Below are 17,048 nucleotides of genomic sequence, written 5' to 3'. Positions count from 1 at the left end.
CCTTACCCAGACTTTTTCATATCGCGTAAACTTCTCAGCACGGAAATAAACATATCCTCACTTGGCTCGATCTCCGCTTCTTTGGTATCAGGGGCAAAAAACTCTTTTTTGATCCGATACAGTAATTCATAGCCGATAGGAACCACGATTAAGGTCAGGATCGTCGAAGTAACCAGACCACCAATGACCACAATCGCCAAGCTTTTGGTCATCAAGGCTCCTTCAGAAAAGCCGAGGTAAAGCGGCAAGAGCGCGCTGACTGTCGCAACTGCTGTCATAATAATAGGGCGTAATCGGGTAACGCCTGCTTCGACAACTGCCTCACGCATAGAAGTCCCTTCCAGTCTTCGATGCTGGATATTGTCCACATACACGATGGCATTGGTAACAACAATTCCGACCAACATCAAAAAGCCAATCAGTGCCGTTATATCAAGAACGGTATCTGAAATAAACAGGCCAAATAATCCGCCGATCACAGCAAGTGGTAGGGACAGTAGAATTGCGAGCGGAGCCGTAGCATTGCCAAAAGTGATGAGCATGACAATGTAGACGATAAAAATTGCTGCACCAATGGCTAAGAGCATATCTTTAAAGCTTTTTTCCATGTCGCTTGAGACACCTTCAGATGACAATGTAACTCCAGCAGGCAATTTTTCCGCTTGCAACATCGCAAACAGGAAATTACTCGCTCCTCCTTTGTTGTCGCTCGTGATATCTGCTGTAATTTGTACGAATTGTTTTTCGTCCTTGCGCATGATTTGTGATTGAACTTTTTCTTGGTCAATCTCGGCAAAATCCACCAAACGCACTTGTTGCTTGCTTGGCGTTTGAATGTAAATATTGTTCAGTTCCTCTAGCGATTTCGCATGGTTTTCCCCGAGTCCAAAGAAAAGATTATAGTCTTTGTCGTCGACTTTGATCTTGCCGATTTGGGTATCCGAGACCAGGAGGTTGACCTCTTGAGCCACCTGTACAGGGGAAACTCCCAGTTCCGAGGCTTTGTCTCTATCGACTTTGATGACAACTTCATTTTTGAAATCGTTCAAATTGTCCTTCACGTTGGTCAACAGAGGACTTACTTTCAAGTTTGATTTGACAATTTCGCTTGCCTCTTTCAAACGATCCAGATCTGGCCCGTACAGGATCACCTTGAACTTGTTGGTATCGCTGCTACCAGGTTTAGTCAAGGCCATTTCAGATCCAAGCGGAATCATTGGTTTGACGATTCCCTCAAATTTCTTGATGGTTTGGTCGAGATTCACATCTGGCGCTGTTTTGATTATTAAGAGGGATTGGTTCGATTGGCGTATTTCCGCTTCATTTTCAGAGCCAAGATTGATTTCTATGTACTCTACTTCAGGCTGCTCCAGCAATTTGCTTTCGACCTGGGCAACCGTTTGATCGAGAACATCTAGTTGTGTACCTTTTGGCATCGTTACTTGCGCGAATATGTACTTCGCTTCCGGATCAGGAAACAATCCGTATTTCATATACGGGAGAAGCGCTAGACTTGCTACCAATAGAATGAGCGACAGAAATCCGATAGCGGGCTTGCGGTTGAGTGACCAGTGAAGTAACTTCCTGTACGTGTCAGACCCTTTCCCATGTTCATATTCCTTGATATTGTGGTCTTTTAGGATTATCAGCTTGGCTAACAGTGGAACAATCGTCACGGCTACCAATAGTGAGGCAAACAACGAGCAGACGACGGTTAATGCAAATGGGCGGAAAACTTCTCCGATCATCCCTCCAACAAACACAATGGGTAAAAATACGGCTGTTGTCGTAAAAGTCGATGAGGTAATTGCATGCAGCATTTCGTGGGTGGCAATTTGAATCAAGTTTTCCTTGCGCTCTTTGTTCAATTGCAAGTGGCGGAAAATATTCTCGATGACGACAATACTGTCATCCACAACTCGTCCTACAGCCACTGCCATCCCGAACAGTGTGATCATATTGAGAGTTATGCCCATCCAGGACATGAAGATCATACTTACTAGGATGGATGTTGGGATAGAGACTAGGACGATGAGGGTTGCATTTACATGACGCAAAAACAACAAGATGACTACAGAAGCCATAATAGCTCCAAGCAAGCCTTCCTTGAGCATGCCGTTAATCGAATTCTTGATATCAACAGAAGTGTCATAAATCGTGGTAAAGGTTAAGTCCGGGTACTCTTCTTTTAATAGGGATAGTTTTTCGTTGATGGCATCACCGGTTTCTACCGCATTGGCGTCACGTGTTTTGTAAATATTGATGTTAATTCCATTCTTGCCGTTAAAGCGACTGATCGAATTAACGGCCTGATCAAAATTGACTTCTGCGATCTCGCCAAGCCTGACGTAGGTAAGCCCATTTTTCGGGTCACTTGGGAGGAATATCTTGGTGTTACGAATATCTTCCACATTGAGGTAACGGCTTACCACGCGAATGATGCGCTCTTCCCCATCCTCGGTGATCGCACCGATTGGCAGAGCTACGTGATTGTCAAGTAAAAGCTGTTTCAACTGCAACGGAGAGATTCCGTAGTAGTTTAGCGCATCTATATTTGGCAGGATTTTCATTTCTTTGAATTGTCCGCCTATTGTCGATACTTTATCAACATTTTCAATACCTTCTAACTCTTTGAGCACTGTTTCTTTCACATCGTTGTCAAAATGATCGAGTCCACTCTCCTTATCTTGTCCTGTCACAAACAGATAATAAACGGGTTGATTGCTGAAGCCCTGAATCATCACTTGCGGTCTGCTTACTTTGCTAGGAAGCGCGATACTGGAGATTTTTCTTTCCAGCTCGTCTCTGACAGCTTGTACATCTGAACCAGTCTCCAAGTAGACCTGTAGCGTGGAACTATTGTTGCTTGAGTATGACTCCACTGCCTTAACGCCTGTTACATGCCCAATTTCACGTTCCAATGGCTTCGTTACATCATCGAGAACATCTTCTGGTGATGCATCCGGATAAGTAGTGTTGACTAGAAGCACAGGGAAAGTGATATCCGGCATGTTCTCTACCTTGAGTGACATGGCAGCAATGATTCCACTGACTACGACAAGCAGGCTCATAATAATAATAGCTGTTGAGTTTCTGAGAGAAAAATTCGTTAGAAAACGCAAGGCATGCCCCCCTCATTCCTAATAAATTCCATTCTCTATATTACCCCTCATTTTTTCGGTATTCAATAAATTTCCATAAAAATTAAATTTTGTTTTTCATTTCGCTTTTTTACAAAACAGAAAGAAGACCAAAAACCACCTTGCGACGGAGTTTTTGATCTACTCACTCGAAAAATCTCTCGAAATGTCGAACGCTTGTATGTTTCTACACACAACGGATTCGTGTGGAAAGCGTTCTTATTTAATGAAACCATGAAGGATGATATCCCCTATCGCGTGAGCAATCATTGCATACTCCAGCCCGCGCTTCCAGTAGAGGTAACCGAATAATATACCTGCCACCCCGTTAAGGGCGATCGTGCGAATGAACAACAGCGGGGTAATCTCACCAAAATAGACATTTGCCGCAGGAAGATGACCAAGCCCAAATATAAGGGCTGCCCCAATGATGCCTGCCCAGTACATCCATGGCTTAGGGGAGGCTTTACGTCCGAATAGTTTGCTCAAAATCCACACGATCATGGTCATCATGAACAAACGAACCATGACTTCCTCGTATACTCCGCCTTGAATGGCTGTCAGGATACCTGCCCAAACCGACACTTCTACGTCTTGGGCTTTTTCCGCCAAGATTGGCAGCAATGGTTGGAAAACGGCGAGTTCCAGTATGAGGAGAAGACCTGTTGCTGCCAATCCAAAGAGGACTGCTTGAATGATTCCCTTTTTGTTGAAGGACTCTCCACCCGTTTTATATAGCCACTTCCGAAGGACAGGGGCATCCAGCCCCACCTTGGTTGCGAAGGTCAAACCAATCCACGAAAACAGAAATGCCATGATGCTTCCCTGCAAGACGAAAATTGCCATGGCAACTGGCAGCGGGAGAGGTATCATTGCTAATGCATCCCCACCAATTGCCAGCAAATAGGGAATAGCTGCGATAAAGCCGATAGCACTCACCAATGATAACAGAATTGCTATTTTCAAGTTTTTCATTTTACTTTCCCCTTCCTGTTCTTTTGTAGTAGTAATGGCTGCTTCCTATAGAAATCAGAATCGTCACCAATACAATGAGCAACATCAGGACATAATGAATGGTCGTTGGTAAAAATGAGGTGAGCATGATGAGGATTCCTCCGATGAAGAAAACACGGGAACTCAATAGGTGGGTATTTTTCCAGACCTCTTCACTAGCGAGTGACCATGGCGTGCGTATCCCAATCAGATAGTTATGTCGAAAACGAGGCATAAAATTCCCTATCGTGACAAAGAGAATTCCTAAGATAAGCGTGACGAATATCCCAATATTTAACATATACCCGTATCCATATGCGATTATCATGCTATGGATGACGAGAAGCACGATCATTAATGTATGCAAGATTGTATCGTGACTGCTTTGAAACTTTTGGTAATATTGTTTTTGTCTGCGAACAGCCACGAATATAAACAGCATCACAACCGGAATAAAGGATACACCCACAAGCTTAGGCGCAAAACCATTCGGTTCGCCATTTGGACCCCAATGAATGACCATCTGATCTGGCATTGAGGGATAACAAATGACGCCCAAGACAACACTGATGAAAAAAAATAAAATAGACAAATTGGATTTATTCATGTGATTACCTCCGTTTCTAATGGAATTGGATAAACCATTTTAATAAGTCTTGAAAAACGGTCGTATTAAGTGAGTAGTAGATGTTTTGCCCTTTTCGTTCGTCGTAAACCATTTGTGCCTGTTTCAATAAACTAAGGTGGTGGGAGATGCTGGGCTTTGTCATTTGAAAATGATCGGCTATTTCTCCAGCCGTCATATCTTTCTCCCTCAACAGGTCAAGAATCTTTCTTCTTGTGGGATCAGAGAGTGCCTTAAATGCGTAATTCATTGACATAATCAATCGATCCTACTTTCATCCATCATTTTTAGATATTTAGGAATTTATCTAAATATTAGCGTTGAGAAATGCTTTGTGCCAGCTCGTACGTAAGACACCACTGGTTGGAGGGAGTTTTAGGATATTCGTATAGTTTAGAATTTCTAGAGGTGAGCTATGTTGCTTTGTGATCGTTCTGCATTTAATTCTACCATAAATACAAAATTCCTCCAACAATTCTTATACAATTTATCCCAACTCATACGTACAATTACATTTCATTACACTTTCACTGAATATTCAAGTCTCTTTTTATAGGCTATTATTCTCAACCATCAAAATGACATCGGTCTGCCACTTCTTTGGTTTGGGCCATATATTGCTTACATAGCACTTTCCGAAGTATGTATAATGCCGAGTGACATAAGCATTTTCTCGCATCAGGTATCACTCGACAAGAATCAATCTAAGCGAACAATCTCTTTCTTTTGTTGCCACTGACTTTCATAAGCACAACTAGTCAATTACGATTGGATACGTGAATATCTAAATGTATGCCAAATTTCATTATCATCCTTCATGGATAGATAGATTTGCCCCGCTCCATAATCCGCCATGGCTACGTATACTTTTCCTGGGGTATATTCACCTACATAATTCCCATAATAATCCCTATCAAATGTTAATCTTTTTCCCGATATTTCAAAGGTTACCGATGTCTCTGTCGCTACTATACATTTGACATTTACTTTATCTACTGCTGGCTGTTGGTAGGTTTGATCATTTTGAGTTTGCACTGGGCTTTGCTGTCTAACAACTTCTAAATCCTTTTTTAATGCGCCATTCTTTTTCGTACATGCTGATAATGCTTCTTGTACTTCCACCAGATGTCGTTCTAATCTGGAAATATGTCTCCGTAATTCGTAATCGTTGTAGTGTCTGCCTTCTCCCGCTGAAATTGGATAATAACTCTCTTGTTGAAACCATCCGTACATAAATTCCCTCCTCCAATGGCTTTAACACACTTTACGTTATGGACTTTCCGCCTATCTCGTTCGCCTATTTTACCAAAAATTGGTTATCTACTGACTCCACGAAATGAAACAGCGGCCACCTAAGACCTGAAAATAAAGTCTTAGACTGACCGCTGCGCGGGCTATCATCACATACAAAAAATCCGTCGATATGCTGACTTATCGCTCATCAAATTCCACTCCGTATTTATTGAAGATGGCCGAGTATTTATTCTCGAATATGGACCATCGCTTTTCTTTTCCGTACTTTTCCTGCAAACTCTTCCAATAATGTTTTGCTGCTACTACATCCTTGGATTGTAAGAGCAAATGAAAGCTCTCTTCGGCCAGATGCAAATATGGACCTGAAGAGTAATAATCAACAATGGATCTGGCACTGGTCATAGTATCATAGAAATGAATAACCTCTTCTAATCCACTTAGCAGCGTTTCTCTTATATCATCCATATTCGTATCAGGAGTGATTGAAAATCGATCTGGAGCAGACTCAACAATTTCGCCAATTCTTGCTCTGAAGTGACACTCCGCTTCTTGAGGTGCTGTTAGAAGCTCTCTCGATTGTATCTGTGCGAACTCTGCTGCATAAATACCGCAGTTCACATAAAACATTACATTGTCCGCTGCATTGCCAGCAGATTTTTGGAAGTTGAACATGTAAATGAGGCTTTCTGTTCTCTTATGGAAATTCAAACTCTTCTTTGCGAAGCCACGTTTGGAAAGGAACGGCTTTACATCCTGTTTAATCATATCGTTAAAGAGCTGCTGCAACATGATTCCCCCTCGAAGTTTACGATTGATTTTTTTGTTATGTCGTACATCCGCCAAAAATCACGGACGCTTACGCCAAGGCCATGCTAGGTCGATCAGGGAAGAGACGACAGTTCCCGCAGTGTACCGTACAAGGTCCGCCGTCAAAAAGCCTTTTCCTAATACCAGCGCCCCAATCGTTGTCTCCCGAAGGTAAGTAAGCCAACCGGCCTGATACAATTGGCTGCCCTCGATCGCAAAGCAAAACGCGAGGCTGCACCACAGCGCGAAAGAAATCTTTTTATGAGCATAACAAGTGCGAAAGCCGAAGTAGATCATGCTCGCCCATAATGCATCGCCAAAATGCTCAGCTACAAAGACAGGCAACACATCGGCGAACACTCTGGACCCTAAGCCTAAAGCCATGACAGCAAAAACGGTTACGATATAGGCGACCCTGTCTCTCCATCGATACTCGGAGTACTTGTTCGTCCGGTAGCACTTCCATTCGGCTTTGTGCATACACCATCAATCTTCCTCTTTGATTTATCAATTTTTGATCAGGATAAATCCTGAAAAGCGGGTAATCCTTGCCCTTTCTGCGGAAACAGCCATACGAGGTTTGGCTACGCGAAAGCCCATAATAACACTTTCAGACCATCAATGAATTGTAAGGAAGAATCTAATTTCTCCTCCACTCTTTTTCTCCTGTACTTAAAACTTCATGAAAGCAATCGTAAATCTTGTAAAACTGTCTTTCTCACTCTCTACTTTAATCAAGGCATGATGTGCTTCGATAATGGCTTTGACTAGCGCCAATCCAATCCCTGTCGAACCATGCTTTTTAGAACCTGTTGCTTTGTAAAATCGATCAAAAATATGCGATATTTCCTCAGGTGCAATTCCTTCTCCAAAGTCTTGAATCACCAACTCCGTATAAATCGGCGTATCATTTACTTGAATCATGATTGTACTGCTTGGTTTGGAATGCTCTATCGCATTCTTCAGCAGGTTCAACAAAGCTTCCTGCATCCATAGTTTATCGTGGGCAACGACAATTTCCTTCCGCGCATCCCAGTCAATCTCTATATGCTTATCACTGATCATGCTTGCCAAGCGACCCAGAACTTCCTCGATGGTCTCCACCAAATTGGCTGGCTCTTTATCAAATGAAATAGCTCTGGCGTCGATTTTCGCTACTTTTAACAAATTTTGAATTAAGACATTCATTCTAGAGATTTGTACTTCATTATTTTTCAGGAGTTGAACTTGCTGCTGGCGAGGCAGTTCTGCATTCAACAACATTTCATTGTAGATAGATATCGTTGAAAGCGGTGTTTTTAATTGATGGGAGATATCTTGCAGCATTTGTGCTAGAAACTCTTTCTCTTCCAGAAGATCCTGCATGCTTTTTCGAATAATATCTTTCATGGAACGAAAGGAAACCGCAAGTTTGGCAAGGTCCCCTTCTTTATTTTCATTGATGACTACCGAGTAGTCCCCAGCGATAATTTTTTTAGCTGCGGAAGTAAGTTGTCTAATTTTATGGAAGACAACCTTGTATTGCATATAGCTTGACCCAAGCAACATCAATCCGAAACAAATCCATCCCCAATAAATCAATTGATTATGGCTGGAAATATGTTTATTTAATAGGGGAAAAAGCTCTGATTCCAAATCTTCATATAATCCATACTGTCTAAAGATCTCACTTCCTTTTTCCTGATACTCACTTGAATTAGATGCGTGACTTGTTAAGACTTTCATAATTTCGGCTTCATTCTCGGGATTTTGTTCAACCAATCTAGCTGTAATTTCACCCCAGGTTGCAATGGAATCGCTTTTCATAGCATCGTAAAACAGTTGATGTACAAGATACTGGTAAATGGTAAATAGAGATAACAGAATGGCCAGTATCGTCATATACCCTTTCAATTCGGTATTCTTCATCATCTTACTCTCTATTCACATCCTTATTCCACCGATATCCCAATCTTCTTTGGGTAACGATAAACTGCGGATTTTTGGGGTCATCTTCCACTTTATCTCTTAGACGTTTAATGTATACAGATAACGTGTTTTCATCAAAAAAAGCATCTTCTCCTTCCGATACTTTCATCAGGAGATCATCTCTTTTTAGTGCTTTATGAGCGTTCATCATGAAAGTTAGCAGAAGTTTGTATTCAAGATTGGTTAATGGAATGCTTTCCTGATTTTTATAAGCCTTGACTAGATTCGTATCTATTTTTATATTTTCAGATGATAATGTGATAGAAGAAGTTTCCAATCGCCGCCGTTTGCGCAGTTGTACTTTCACTCTGGATATGAATTCCTTGACTCGGAAAGGTTTCGTTATATAATCGTCCCCGCCAATATCCAGACCCATTACTACATTTGCTTCTTCATCCAAGGCCGTTAAGAAAATAATAACCGGTGAATCGTTTTGTTTTTTGAAATGCAGACATAAATCATAGCCGTTTCCATCTGGAAGGCCAATATCTAGGATCGCCAAATCAAAAGGTTGATGATCAAACTGGTGTTTCGCTTCTTTTACACTAGAGGCTCTGACCACCTCATAGCCTTCATTTCGCAATGAGAATTCGATGGCTAGACCAAGCGCCTCATCATCTTCCACAAGCAATATTTTATTCAAGGTTGTCCTCTCCCTATCCTCATTCCATTTCAGCCATTGACCAATCCGAATAGCCCGACTATAAAATAGCCAGGCCCATTCTATCATTGTTCCCTGATAACATCGATAAGATTATCTTTTTGGATTTTTCTCAGTGGTATCAGAACAGATAAAAAGCTGATAAACAAAGCTGAAACAAACGTAATAAGACAAGCTTCGTAGGGGATCGTCCATTCGACCCTCAAGACACCGGAAGCCGCCAAATAAATAATATAAGAAAGTATACAACCGAAAAAGATCCCTTGCAAACTTCCAGAAAAACCGTAAATCAGCGCTTCATAGATGATCATTTTTTTCAAATTCTTTTGTGACATCCCTATGGCTTTTAACGCAGCCAGTTCTTTTCGTCTGATGATGATGCTGATCGTAATCGTATTAAGAATATTGAGACTGCCAATCAAAGAAATGACTGTGATAAAACTGTATATCAGTACTTTTATGACGAGCTCCGAATCTTTCTTCACTTTATTCTCATCGATGTGATTCACAATGGTAATGGCGTGTTTTTTTCCAACAGACTCATCGATGTGAGCAACAGTTGTAACAGATTGAGTCTTATCCTTCAATTCGATTTCAAAACTAAGGTCCTGTTCCTTCACTTCGGATACATTTTCAACCGACTTCAAAAGCTCCAAAATTTGCTGCCTTTCTGCTGAAAAATCACCATGATCTTGTTGCAGAGAGATGGATAGATCTGATTTCGTGGATAAATCTTTCACATATTTGGATGCAAATGCGATATCCATCATAGACGAGAAAGTAATAAACAATACACTGGATATAATGATAGATAGGATCGTAATGGTATAACGATTTTTATTTCTTTTGACATTTTTAAAGGCCAGGCTCAAGGGAAAAGATAACGGCTTTTTCAACACGTTATTCTTGTGTTTTTTGATCGCCTCTTTTTTAATGGATAACCTGCTGCTGATTGCCAGCAGTGGGGATATTCTGCCCGCAAAAAAAGCCGGATAATAACTGGACGCTAGTACGGCCGTCAGCGCGATGATCGAGCTGATGAATAAAATCCGCCAATCGATATGAAAGAACGCAACACCTGCACCATCTTCTAAAAGGATTGTGAAAATGGATTGGAGAGCAGCAACCGCCAATATGCTACAAACAAGCCCAACCGGTATGGCGATGACAGCCAGCGCAGCAGCTTCTCTCATCACAATTTGTCTAATTTGCTTTCGCGTAGCGCCGATGCTTCGGAGCAAGCCGAACTGCTTCATTCGCTCTACGACGCTGATTTGAAAAGCGTTGTATATCACAACAACTGTCGCGATCACAACAATACTGACGACGATGACGAGCACGGCCAAAATCGATTGATTCGATCCCGGTTTTAAAACTCTGATCAATTCCTCATTGATAACCAGATTCTCGTCTTCCGTAAGTGATTTTATCTCCTCTAAAACCTCTTGAAAGTTCGCTTTCTCGTTTATTTCGGCTAAGATCCTACCCTCTCCAATAGCAAAATCATGTTTATAGGTTAGTAAACGGCCCACTTTCTTATTCTGAGTGAACGCGCGATTATCTAGTAAACCAACCAGTTGATAGGTTTGACCATCCAATTCAAATGAGTCGCCGATCTGAAGACCCTTTTTCATATAAGGAAGCGTCCATGAATCGACAGCTGCTTCACGGTCATTGGCTGGTAGTCTGCCATCAACGAGACTGTAGGTTAAAAACTCCATGGCGCTATGATCAGCGAAGTTCTTTTGAACAGAAACCTCTCCAACAGAAACGATGCCGCCCTGAGACATGAAACCATACGAAGCTATTAGGGGATTATATTTGATTTTGTTTACTAGTGCTTCATTGTAATTCGAAATCCCGAAATGAAAAGAAAACCCGTTTAACTTCTTGATGTTCTCGATTTGAGATAGCTGTGATCCTTTCATAAAAAGGCCGACTGTGGAAATTAACGCTACAGAGAGTATGATTCCGATCAAAGTCAAAATCGTCCGTTTCATATTCCCCTTTAAATACTTGCTGCTTAATTGTTTATAACTGCTGATCAAAATCATTCTCCTCCAGTCTTTTGGCTAATTCGCAGCAAGCCGTTGATCTGAAATGATCGTACCGTCTTCTATCGTGATGATCCGGTCAGAAGCCGAAGCAATCGCAAGATCGTGCGTAATCAAAACAATAGTTTGATTGTATTTCCTGGCTGTCAATCGTAATAAATCCATGACTTCCTTCGTATTCCGTGTATCCAGATTCCCAGTGGGCTCATCCGCCAAAATCAACTGCGGCCGATTCATTAAGGCTCTACCGATGGAGACCCGTTGCTGTTGACCGCCAGATAATTCGGAAGGCAAGTGATCTTTCCGTTCATGGAGACCCAGGATTTCAATCAGTTCATCCAGATACTTCATATCGATCGGTTCATCATCCAATAACATGGGCAACGCGATATTTTCCTGGACATTCAATACCGGGATCAAATTAAAAAATTGAAAAATAAACCCAACTTTTCTTCTTCTGAATATCGAAAGCTCATCATCTGTATAATCGTAAATATTATGATCCCCAATGAATACTTGTCCTGAAGTTGGACGATCCAATCCTCCTAAAATATGCAGCAATGTACTTTTACCAGAGCCGGAAACACCAACGATGGAAACAAACTCTCCTTGCTGAATCGAAAGGCGAATCCCTTTTAACGCATCTACCTTGCTATTTCCTTCCCCGTAACTTTTTACTACGTTTTCCATTCGTACAACTTCCATACAGCTCACCCTCTCATCACCCAAACTCAATCTTGTACGTCTACGAAGTTTACTTTGTCTTCACTATTTGCGTATACGTTCCCGATTTCTTGTAAGATTTGGTTCACCTTATCTTTCTTCTTATAATCGAAGCTGTCATTTTCAAACTGAATCAAGGAGAGCGTTGACTCTGCTTCGGTTAATTGGTTGTAAGTCTGGTCGTCAACAATAACAAGATCCGCTTGTGGTATATACCCGATCCACATCTGATGGTTCACATACGCTACAGGTACCATCTGGCCGTTCAAATCAATTTGGTCATTCTTCATTTCATAATCACTTAAAGAGTAAAACAGATTTTGACCATTCGATAATTCTTTTATGCCAGTAACAGGGTCTGAAATAATAGACGTGCTGTCTGGATCTTGTCTGGCTCTGAGAATCCCCTTCTTGACGAATTGCTCAGCTGTGGATCGAGTTACAACCGAATATTTGATATCTCTGGTTTCAAATTCTTGACCCGTTTCTTTCTGATCTTGCTCTGTCCGTTTCGTTATTTTTTTCGTTGTAACCAATTTCATTTTGTAGTCCATCGTTTGTTTGGTGTTATCTTTATACAACTCTTTGACCTTACTCGCATCTTTTTCTGTGCCTATTACGAGAACGCCATCGACCGCTTGCGATGGACCTTCTACAAATCGTTTTACTCCGAATCCAATCCCTGCAAAAATGACAATAACCAACAAGAGACCTATTACTTTTTTCACCTTAACTTCTCCTTTATAAACTATTTATGTCTGGATTATAGACGAGACTTTCATGCAATTGAATGACTCTTGTCTAACGATTTTGACCTTCTTTCTTACATTTTGGTAAGAATGGAGATAATGACATGCTTGTTTGAAAGAAAAAGGCTGTCTCGCAGTCATTGTTCATGACTTTTGGGACAGCCCTCTCTACCTTTTCAGTGTTAACAATTAAAAACCAATTGTATAATTGTACCTTTGCCGAGCTTACTTTCTATTCTTATTTCAGCGTCATGAATTTTAGCTATCTCCTTACATAATGAAAGCCCGAGCCCGAGGCCTCCTCCATTCGCTCTCGATCTTGATTTGTCGGACATAAAGAATGGCTCAAAGACTTTTGTTATGTCGTCATCAGGAATACCGATCCCTGTATCTTTCACTTCAAGTATAATTTTTGACTCCGTATCTCTGTATGAACGTAGAAGTATTTTATCGTTGTTCTTCGATGCTTTAATCGCATTGTCTATCAGGTTTGCAAGTAAAATTTTCATCAAATCCTTATCCATTAAAACACTCAGATGCTCCGTCGATATTTCCAGATCCATATTCTTTATGTTCAGCTTTGGAATAAAGGAATGTTTGATTTCCACAAAAAGCTCGTCAAGTTTTCCCTTTTTTAACTCAAAATCTTCTTTTCGCAATACAATGAGCTCCATCAGCTTAAATGTCAGTTTCTCTAGCCGCTTTCCTTCTTCATAGATAAAGCTTAATGAGTTGATATAAGTCTCTTCATCATATTTATTCGTTCGTAAATAATCCGCATAGCCTATGATCGACGTTAAAGGAGTCCGAAGTTCATGTACCAGGTTATCGATAAACCTTTGCTTGTCTTCTGAAGATCTTTTAAGCTGGTTTACTTTATCTTCTACATCAATGGCCATCAAATTAAAATTTTCCGCTAACAACCCGATTTCATCTTTCGATTTGACCATGACTCTTTCGCTGAAATTCCCGCCTGCAATTATTCTTGTTGACTGGATTAGTTTATTAATCGGTTTTACGATAAACATGCTCATGATGATGGTAACAATGACCAAAATTGCTGAAATAAGAGCATTTAACTTTATTAAAAGGCTTAATAAGTCTTCTCTATTTTCATAAACACTCGAAATATCTTTCACGTAAGAAAGCTTATAGTGATTGTTTTCCAAATAAATATTCTTAGCTATAAATAAGTACGTCTTTTCCCCTAGATCCCGTATGATGTAATTTACTTTATCTGATGGGATGTTTAATTCTTCTCGATTAGTAAGAGTTATCTTGTTGTTTTTAAAATGACTAAAAATAACCTTATTATTTTCATCTATTACATCCAAATACACATCCTGTTCTCCGAGGTTGTCCAAGTACGTCCGAATCATGGAATCTATGTTTGGTTTGCCAACTCCTTCAGTACCCAGGGTTGAAGATTTTTGAACTTTAAGTAGATATAGATTCGATTCTAAAGAGTTTGCAAATCGATCCTGTTCACTTATCCCGGAACGGATCTCCATATTGAGATTGAGTTCAAAGCTGCTATGAATAAGGTAAATGGATGCTGGTACAAAAAAGATTTCAAATATGATTAATGTACATAAAAATATCCTCTGCCAAAATTTCATTTATTCCTCCAGCCTATATCCCAATTTAAATACTGTTTTAATTTCATCCTTCCATCCCAGCTTTTTTCTTAGCTTTTGGATATGGTTGTCTATCGTCCGCGTCTCGCCAACGTAGTCATATCCCCAAATTTTTTCTATGATTTTTTCCCTCGTTAATACGATGTTTTTGTTTTGTACTAAAAACACCAATAATTCGAACTCCTTCAAGGTAAGCTCAATCATTTCACCGTTCTTTTTCACTTTCATTTCTTCCAAGTATACTTCTGTGTCTTTAAAATTTATGATGTTGCTTTTTTTATTGTAATGCCTTAATACATTTTCAATCCTGGCCAGCAATTCAATTCCTTCAAAGGGTTTCGTAATATAGTCATCTACTCCCGCTTTTAATCCATACACCTTATCTGTGACCGAACTTTTCGCAGTTAAAAAAATGACAGGTATCCCTAAAGGTTTAATTTTTTCGAATAAAGTAAATCCATCAACTTTCGGAAGCATCACATCCAAAAGTATGAGATCAAAACGATCTCTTTCAATAACATTTAGGGCTTCCTCTCCATCAAAAACGATTGAACTCTCGTAATTTGCTGTATTTAAATTCAATTTTATTAAATTTGCTACTGCGATATCATCTTCAACCACTAAAATTTTTATCATTCAGTTTTTACCTCGTTCCTTTTGTAACGGTTAGATGGAGTAAGTACCATTTCAGGCACTTACTCCATCTAATCCGGCCTACAATATCTTCATTTACTTACAGTTTTCTGAAATTCTCACGGTAATCTTTTTCTTCGGAAGGTAGAGGGATTAGTCTATCATAATTAATCTCATAACTGGATACTGAATAATTCTTCAGACTAATTGTCATTTTTACATCCCTTCCATCTTCCAGATCGCAAAGAACACGTATGGTTCCGGTATTAGCCGTCTTACTAACCTTCATCGTATTTTCCTTAACTTTTTTCTGTTGTTTATCAAAAAAGTTGATAACCGCAGATTTAACTTTCGCATCATTGATTGTTGTCTCTGAGCTTCGATCTTCATCAGTAAAAGCAGCTAACGAAACAATTTCACCTGTTTTTTCATTTATGACAATATTATTAGAAGCGCCCATTGGCTGGTTTAAGTCTTCAGCACGAACAAACTGTACCACGATAACATTTGCCGTGTCTTTTTTGGCGTTTTCTTTTAATACAGCCGCATCTTCTTTTGAATATAAATTCATAAAGTACTTAAAGTCTTCTTTCGCGTTCGTTCGATTTACACGCGCCTTCCCAAAAGATTTCGCGTCAAGCCCCCTATAGTCTTTTAGAGCTTTCGTTGCCATTTTTACCGCTTCTTCATCACTAATCTTTCCATTTGCTACTTTGGTTACAGTGGTTTTATTTGTGCCATTTCCTGCTTTGCTAGCCATTGTTACGACGTTGTTTTTAGTAGAATGAACCGCATTTTCGCTTGCAAATACAGCTGCTGTAGAACCGCCTACAATGGATAGTGCCATTGACAAAACGAGAATGTTTTTTTTGTACATGGTAATGCCTCCTGGAATTTTTGGGTTAGATGGAGTAAGTACAATTTCGGGCACTTACTCCATCTTATCCGTCTTACATTATCTTCATTTACTTACAGTTTTCTGAAATTCTCACGGTAATCTTTTTCTTCGGAAGGTAGAGGGAGTAGTCTGTCATAATTAATCTCATAACTAGATACTGTATAATTCTTCAGACTAACTGTCATATCTACATCTCTTCCATCTTCCAGGTTGCAAAGAACACGTACGGTTCCGGAACTAGCACTCTTACTAACCTTCATCGTATTTTCCTTAACATTTTTCTGTTGTTGATCAAAAAAGTTGATAACCGCAGATTTAACTTTCGCATCATCGATTGTTGTCTCTGAGCTTTGAGTTTCATTAGTGTAAGCAGTTAAAGAAACAATTTCACCTGTTTTTTCATTTATGACAATGCGATTAGAAGCGGGCATTGGCTGGTTTAAGTCCTCAGTACGAGCAAACTGTACAACGATAACATCTGCCGTATCTTTTTTCGCGTTTTCTTTTAATACAGCTGCATCTTCTTTTGAAACTATATCCATAAAGAACTTAAAGTCTTCTTGATTATTCGTTCGATTAACACGCGCCTCACCAAAAGATTTCGCGTCAAGCCCCATATAATCTTTTAGAGCTTTGGTTGCCATTTTTACCGCTTCTTCATCACTAATCTTTCCATTTGCTACTTTAACTGCATGATTTGTAGTGGTTTGATTTGTGCCATTCCCTGCTTTGCTTGCCACTGTTACGACCTTGTTTTTAGTAGAATGAACCGCGTTTTCACTTGCAAATACAGCTGCTGTAGCACCGCCTACAATGGATAGTGCCATTGAAAAAACGAGAATATTTTTTTTGTTCATGGTAATGCCTCCTGAAATTTTTTGTTTTTGGTTTGGGCACGAAACCCTT

At 40.1% G+C, this 17,048-nt stretch carries 16 protein-coding genes; all 16 read right to left on the bottom strand.

Features of this window, described 5'->3' with window-relative positions; translation table 11 throughout:
• Positions 1-2: 2 nt before the first annotated feature.
• On the bottom strand, positions 3-3,122 hold the full coding sequence (locus FB479_RS13915) for an efflux RND transporter permease subunit (protein ID WP_142065672.1): 3,120 nt from the start codon (positions 3,120-3,122) through the stop codon (positions 3-5).
• 237 nt (positions 3,123-3,359) lie between these two features.
• Positions 3,360-4,115 carry a CPBP family intramembrane glutamic endopeptidase gene (locus FB479_RS13910; protein ID WP_142065671.1) on the bottom strand — a complete coding sequence of 252 codons (756 nt, stop codon included), beginning with the start codon at positions 4,113-4,115 and terminating at the stop codon, positions 3,360-3,362.
• A 1-nt stretch (position 4,116) separates the two neighbouring features.
• Positions 4,117-4,740, bottom strand: a complete 624-nt coding sequence (locus FB479_RS13905) for an SdpI family protein (RefSeq protein WP_142065670.1) — start codon at positions 4,738-4,740, stop codon at positions 4,117-4,119.
• Between the two features lie 16 nt (positions 4,741-4,756).
• Positions 4,757-5,014, bottom strand: coding sequence for an autorepressor SdpR family transcription factor (locus tag FB479_RS13900; protein ID WP_007729097.1), 258 nt, complete (start codon positions 5,012-5,014; stop codon positions 4,757-4,759).
• A gap of 506 nt (positions 5,015-5,520) precedes the next feature.
• Positions 5,521-5,991, bottom strand: a complete 471-nt coding sequence (locus tag FB479_RS13895) for a hypothetical protein (RefSeq protein WP_142065669.1) — start codon at positions 5,989-5,991, stop codon at positions 5,521-5,523.
• Between the two features lie 198 nt (positions 5,992-6,189).
• Positions 6,190-6,801 carry a DUF4304 domain-containing protein gene (locus FB479_RS13890; RefSeq protein ID WP_142065668.1) on the bottom strand — a complete coding sequence of 204 codons (612 nt, stop codon included), beginning with the start codon at positions 6,799-6,801 and terminating at the stop codon, positions 6,190-6,192.
• 57 nt (positions 6,802-6,858) lie between these two features.
• Complete coding sequence (locus FB479_RS13885; RefSeq protein WP_142065667.1) at positions 6,859-7,299, bottom strand: ribosomal maturation YjgA family protein; 441 nt, start codon at positions 7,297-7,299, stop codon at positions 6,859-6,861.
• A 192-nt stretch (positions 7,300-7,491) separates the two neighbouring features.
• Positions 7,492-8,727, bottom strand: coding sequence for a HAMP domain-containing sensor histidine kinase (locus FB479_RS13880; protein ID WP_142065704.1), 1,236 nt, complete (start codon positions 8,725-8,727; stop codon positions 7,492-7,494).
• Between the two features lie 4 nt (positions 8,728-8,731).
• Entirely contained in the window at positions 8,732-9,430 is a 699-nt protein-coding gene (locus FB479_RS13875) for a response regulator transcription factor (RefSeq protein WP_142065666.1), read from the bottom strand.
• A gap of 83 nt (positions 9,431-9,513) precedes the next feature.
• Positions 9,514-11,496, bottom strand: a complete 1,983-nt coding sequence (locus FB479_RS13870) for an ABC transporter permease (protein ID WP_142065665.1) — start codon at positions 11,494-11,496, stop codon at positions 9,514-9,516.
• Between the two features lie 24 nt (positions 11,497-11,520).
• Positions 11,521-12,207 (bottom strand): ABC transporter ATP-binding protein, encoded by a 687-nt coding sequence (locus FB479_RS13865; RefSeq protein ID WP_142065664.1) that lies wholly within the window; start codon positions 12,205-12,207, stop codon positions 11,521-11,523.
• 26 nt (positions 12,208-12,233) lie between these two features.
• On the bottom strand, positions 12,234-12,953 hold the full coding sequence (locus tag FB479_RS13860) for a lipoprotein BA_5634 family protein (RefSeq protein WP_142065663.1): 720 nt from the start codon (positions 12,951-12,953) through the stop codon (positions 12,234-12,236).
• A 203-nt stretch (positions 12,954-13,156) separates the two neighbouring features.
• A complete protein-coding gene (locus FB479_RS13855) occupies positions 13,157-14,593 on the bottom strand; it encodes a sensor histidine kinase (protein ID WP_142065662.1) in 1,437 nt (478 codons plus the stop codon).
• Complete coding sequence (locus FB479_RS13850) at positions 14,594-15,247, bottom strand: response regulator transcription factor (protein WP_142065661.1); 654 nt, start codon at positions 15,245-15,247, stop codon at positions 14,594-14,596.
• 97 nt (positions 15,248-15,344) lie between these two features.
• Positions 15,345-16,121, bottom strand: coding sequence for a hypothetical protein (locus tag FB479_RS13845; RefSeq protein WP_142065660.1), 777 nt, complete (start codon positions 16,119-16,121; stop codon positions 15,345-15,347).
• 92 nt (positions 16,122-16,213) lie between these two features.
• Positions 16,214-16,999, bottom strand: a complete 786-nt coding sequence (locus tag FB479_RS13840; RefSeq protein ID WP_142065659.1) for a hypothetical protein — start codon at positions 16,997-16,999, stop codon at positions 16,214-16,216.
• Positions 17,000-17,048 lie beyond the last annotated feature (49 nt).

The organism is Brevibacillus sp. AG162, from assembly GCF_006715575.1.
GTDB lineage: Bacteria > Bacillota > Bacilli > Brevibacillales > Brevibacillaceae > Brevibacillus > Brevibacillus brevis.
This window is presented reverse-complemented; position numbering and strand designations above follow the sequence as displayed.

What these genes read in the sequence shown, in the direction of transcription:
- FB479_RS13910 (WP_142065671.1), bottom strand. Translation starts at nt 4,115, where the DNA reads ATGAAAAACTTGAAAATAGCAATTCTGTTATCATTGGTGAGTGCTATC.
- FB479_RS13905 (WP_142065670.1), bottom strand. Translation starts at nt 4,740, where the DNA reads ATGAATAAATCCAATTTGTCTATTTTATTTTTTTTCATCAGTGTTGTC.
- FB479_RS13900 (WP_007729097.1), bottom strand. Translation starts at nt 5,014, where the DNA reads ATGTCAATGAATTACGCATTTAAGGCACTCTCTGATCCCACAAGAAGA.
- FB479_RS13895 (WP_142065669.1), bottom strand. Translation starts at nt 5,991, where the DNA reads ATGTACGGATGGTTTCAACAAGAGAGTTATTATCCAATTTCAGCGGGA.
- FB479_RS13890 (WP_142065668.1), bottom strand. Translation starts at nt 6,801, where the DNA reads ATGTTGCAGCAGCTCTTTAACGATATGATTAAACAGGATGTAAAGCCG.
- FB479_RS13885 (WP_142065667.1), bottom strand. Translation starts at nt 7,299, where the DNA reads ATGCACAAAGCCGAATGGAAGTGCTACCGGACGAACAAGTACTCCGAG.
- FB479_RS13880 (WP_142065704.1), bottom strand. Translation starts at nt 8,727, where the DNA reads ATGAAGAATACCGAATTGAAAGGGTATATGACGATACTGGCCATTCTG.
- FB479_RS13865 (WP_142065664.1), bottom strand. Translation starts at nt 12,207, where the DNA reads ATGGAAGTTGTACGAATGGAAAACGTAGTAAAAAGTTACGGGGAAGGA.
- FB479_RS13855 (WP_142065662.1), bottom strand. Translation starts at nt 14,593, where the DNA reads ATGAAATTTTGGCAGAGGATATTTTTATGTACATTAATCATATTTGAA.
- FB479_RS13850 (WP_142065661.1), bottom strand. Translation starts at nt 15,247, where the DNA reads ATGATAAAAATTTTAGTGGTTGAAGATGATATCGCAGTAGCAAATTTA.
- FB479_RS13845 (WP_142065660.1), bottom strand. Translation starts at nt 16,121, where the DNA reads ATGTACAAAAAAAACATTCTCGTTTTGTCAATGGCACTATCCATTGTA.
- FB479_RS13840 (WP_142065659.1), bottom strand. Translation starts at nt 16,999, where the DNA reads ATGAACAAAAAAAATATTCTCGTTTTTTCAATGGCACTATCCATTGTA.